Annotated in this window: 3 protein-coding genes and 2 pseudogenes; 1 reads left to right on the top strand and 4 read right to left on the bottom strand. The window is 42.9% G+C overall.

Going from position 1 to position 3,212, the window contains the following annotated elements; translation table 11 throughout:
• A pseudogene (locus tag HMPREF9018_RS04915) lies at positions 1-217 on the top strand (transposase); the annotation flags it as partial.
• A 227-nt stretch (positions 218-444) separates the two neighbouring features.
• On the opposite strand, the gene HMPREF9018_RS04910 reads toward HMPREF9018_RS04915, so the two are convergent.
• The 4 genes and pseudogenes from HMPREF9018_RS04910 to HMPREF9018_RS04895 form a co-directional block, all read right to left on the bottom strand.
• Positions 445-1,506 (bottom strand): relaxase/mobilization nuclease domain-containing protein, encoded by a 1,062-nt coding sequence (locus HMPREF9018_RS04910; protein WP_008448917.1) that lies wholly within the window; start codon positions 1,504-1,506, stop codon positions 445-447.
• Positions 1,490-1,921 carry a plasmid mobilization protein gene (locus tag HMPREF9018_RS04905; RefSeq protein WP_008448923.1) on the bottom strand — a complete coding sequence of 144 codons (432 nt, stop codon included), beginning with the start codon at positions 1,919-1,921 and terminating at the stop codon, positions 1,490-1,492. Before HMPREF9018_RS04905 ends, HMPREF9018_RS04910 begins: the two co-directional genes overlap by 17 nt.
• 362 nt (positions 1,922-2,283) lie before the next feature.
• Positions 2,284-2,718 (bottom strand): annotated as a pseudogene (locus HMPREF9018_RS04900) (DUF3408 domain-containing protein).
• A 4-nt stretch (positions 2,719-2,722) separates the two neighbouring features.
• The coding region (locus HMPREF9018_RS04895) for a toprim domain-containing protein (RefSeq protein ID WP_008448915.1) at positions 2,723-3,212 on the bottom strand (490 nt) is incomplete at its 5' end.

The raw sequence follows: 3,212 nt of genomic DNA, 5'->3' as shown, positions 1-3,212 counted from the left end.
CTTTATTATAACGCCGGGAGATGTTAATGACCGTAAACCTTTGGAGTACAAAGCATTCATAGATTTTATATATGGTAAGCTATTCGGTGATAAGGGATACATAGGCAAGAACCTCTTTCAAAGGCTTTTCGTTGACGGAATACAACTTATTACCAAATTGAAAAGTAACACGAAAGGAGCTTTAATGAGTGTTTCAGATAGACTTTTACTCAGAAAGATAATTCTTAAAATGTATCTAATTGAAAATAAAGAAGTTACCTTATTGCACAAACTAAACAGGTAACGATTTGGAAACGAGCGAATTGCTTTTAGTCGCAAGTCTCTGCATTAACAAAGAACGCTTGTAATTCCGTTTGCAACGGATAATACTTTATTACCGAATAACAAACGTTTTTGATAAGATATTCTTCTTTCTGCACTTTTGATTGATTGTCTGGTTGTAGGTTATATTCCTCTTCCTCGTCTTTTCTTTCTATTGGCGTGGTATCTGAGTTTACGCTGCCATGCCGTTTCAGCATAGTCATTGCCCTGTGTGGATGGTGTAATCAAATCGCCTAACCCTTCCACAACTTCATCAGCTGCGCTAACGATAGTGTCTGCCACTGCATCAATGGAGTTCTGCACTTGTGGCGTGTCATTGTCTCGTGAGATAGAGGAACGACTTGGAGGTACGAGTTGATAACCGGTATCAGGTTGTTCTTTCTTTTCTATTGGCTCTTGTATCGTTTGGTGTGGTTTCTTCTGTTCTTTCTTGTTGGTTTCTTCAAAGTTCTTCTGCAAGGAACGGTAGCCGAACTCCCTACCGATTTCGGAAGCCTTAAAGGATTGCCCTGCGTATGAGAACTTCAAACCATAAACCTTGCTCTGCTTGTTCTTCATGCGCTCTATTGCGATACCGTTCTTGTTCAACTCGTAAAGGAACATGGAATGCCCAGTAATACCCATACCTTTGTACTTTTCAAGCAAGGTGTGGCAAATCTTCTGCACCTGCTGCTTTGTTTGCTCTCTTGTAGGGCTGGCTTTTTCCTTTTGGTGTTTCCTTTCTGCCTTGACCTCTTTTGCAATGGTCAAGCCTTTCTCCCTGCTGATTTCCTCTGCCACCCTTGCAGCCCTATTGCTCACAAAGGTGGTATCATAGACTTCTCCATACAGACTGATACGGTTAGCAATTATGTGAATGTGTCTATTATCGGTGTCCTTGTGCGTTACTGTCACCCATTGGTGGTTGTCAAGTCCTATTCGTTTGGCAAACAAATGGACTATCCGCATAAGTTCTGACACAGGTAGCTTTCTTTCGTCTTGTGGTGCGATACCGATTTTAATGCGGAGAAACTTGTTCCTGCAACGGCTGTTGTAATTGCTGACCACTTTCATTTCCTCATAGATAGCCTTTGGCTCCCTGCTGCAAAGATTGTGGAAGACAAGCCGACTGCCAAGTTTACCCTCTCTGAAAATATAGTCTAAAGCCGTGCTGCCATGTGCTATCGCCTTACATTTTCCGATCATCTCTTGTTAGATTTAAGACCTTATATATCTCATCGTTCACATAAAAATGGGGGTCGTAAAATCGCTTAAATGCTTCTTTGGCACATAGCGAGAGGTTCTTTGTGATATGTAGCCAATCTTCGTCCTTGACCTTGATGAGGTTAGAAACCTGCCCATAGAATCTTCCTGTATGTTGGAGGATGGCAATGGCTTCCCTCTCATTGTCTGTCATCTTGGGAACGGCTGCCACCTCTCCATTTAGGAGTATCTCACGACAGTAATCGGAGAACTTACGCCCCGCACTTTCTGCCTTTGACTTGATACGCTGCTTCTCCTCTAAGGTACATCTTACTTTGATGAACTCTGTCTTGTTCATCTTCTGTTCTTCCTTATCCTGTTGCTGCCATCGGGCAGCTTTTCCCTTGTATCTGCTCATATAAGTTTCCTTGAAAGTTAATCATTGTAGATGATTCGTTGTTGCTTAATTCCCGAACACTGACCGATGAGAACTGAGTGATTACGGTCTAATCTCCCCGACAGTCTGACGAGGGGAGCAAGAGCAGTTTGTGGGTACAAACTGACGTCTTGCAATATCAGCTAACGAGACGTTTACGCACAAGGCGTTTTGTAGTTGAAAAGTGAATGCCGTGCATTCTGTGTTTAACTGTGTTCGTGGTGTTCCCATCATTCAGTATGTTTGACAAATGTCTGTTGATATGTTCTCTAAAAAAGGGTTGAGGGTTTTGAGTGGAATAATAGCCCCTTTTCCCAAAAGTCCTCGCTCCCTTTTCCTGTGCCTCACAGCTTTCTCCACTTCTCTATGTCCTCACCATACTCCTCCAAATGAATGCGCACGATGTTCTCCACGAAACTTGAAAGGTTGCTGCCCTTGTCGCCCAATCTGCGCACGATAAAGTCGGCACGCTCATGCGTTTATAGGCTTAGATAGACCGCCTTTCGGTTGCTCAGTTTGGTTGGCACAAGATAGGCTTGCTTGTAGGCTTCGAGTGTTTTCTTCCTCATTTTTGAGCTGATGCGCCTTTGAACGGTTGCATTCTCTGTATGCTGTGCAGGCTCAGAGTGCGCAGTATTCTCTGTATCCTGCTTGTTAGTTGGTCTTTCTATTTCAGGAACCTCTGTCCCTTTCTGTGGAGTAGATTCGTACTCTGTTTCATCTTCCACACCCAAAAGCCAGGAAAAATCTTTGTCTGTTGTCTTTGTTTTATTTTCCATTTTGCTATCTAATTTTATGTTTGACTTGTTTTGATTTCTTACTTTCCTTTTGCTCTGTAAACGATATGTGTGTCTGTTCCTGTGCTTTCCGTTTCTGCTGCTCACGGACACGGCTGACATGAAAATCGTTGAGATCCTTGAAGTCTTGGTAATGTATGTTCATGTCCTCAACATGGAAGCCTGCCTTTATGAAATCTTGAACAGCCCTCCGTCCTGCTTCATCATTGTCAAGGAAGGCACGGATATGGGTAAGGTGTCGGTCATTCAAATAGCGGATAGTCCTTACCACATTGCTTACGGAGTTCATCACAAGACAGTGGTGGATAACTTCTTCTTTCATTAAAAGAAAGGATAGAAAGTCCATAAACCCCTCGAATATACAAACTGGCTCAACTCTGTCCGTAAATATCGGAGTAATATTCTTTGGTGCTATTGTGCCCTTGAATATTCCATTATCCCGAAGCTCATAGCCGCCAGAGAGATTGGCAAAGCCG

It is taken from the genome of Prevotella amnii CRIS 21A-A, from assembly GCF_000177355.1.
GTDB lineage: Bacteria > Bacteroidota > Bacteroidia > Bacteroidales > Bacteroidaceae > Prevotella > Prevotella amnii.
Note: the sequence above shows the minus strand (reverse complement) of the source record. Positions and strands in the feature narration are given on the sequence as shown.

Excerpts from the sequence above, each read along its gene's own strand:
- HMPREF9018_RS04910 (WP_008448917.1), bottom strand. The coding sequence starts at position 1,506 with ATGATCGGAAAATGTAAGGCGATAGCACATGGCAGCACGGCTTTAGAC.
- HMPREF9018_RS04905 (WP_008448923.1), bottom strand. The coding sequence starts at position 1,921 with ATGAGCAGATACAAGGGAAAAGCTGCCCGATGGCAGCAACAGGATAAG.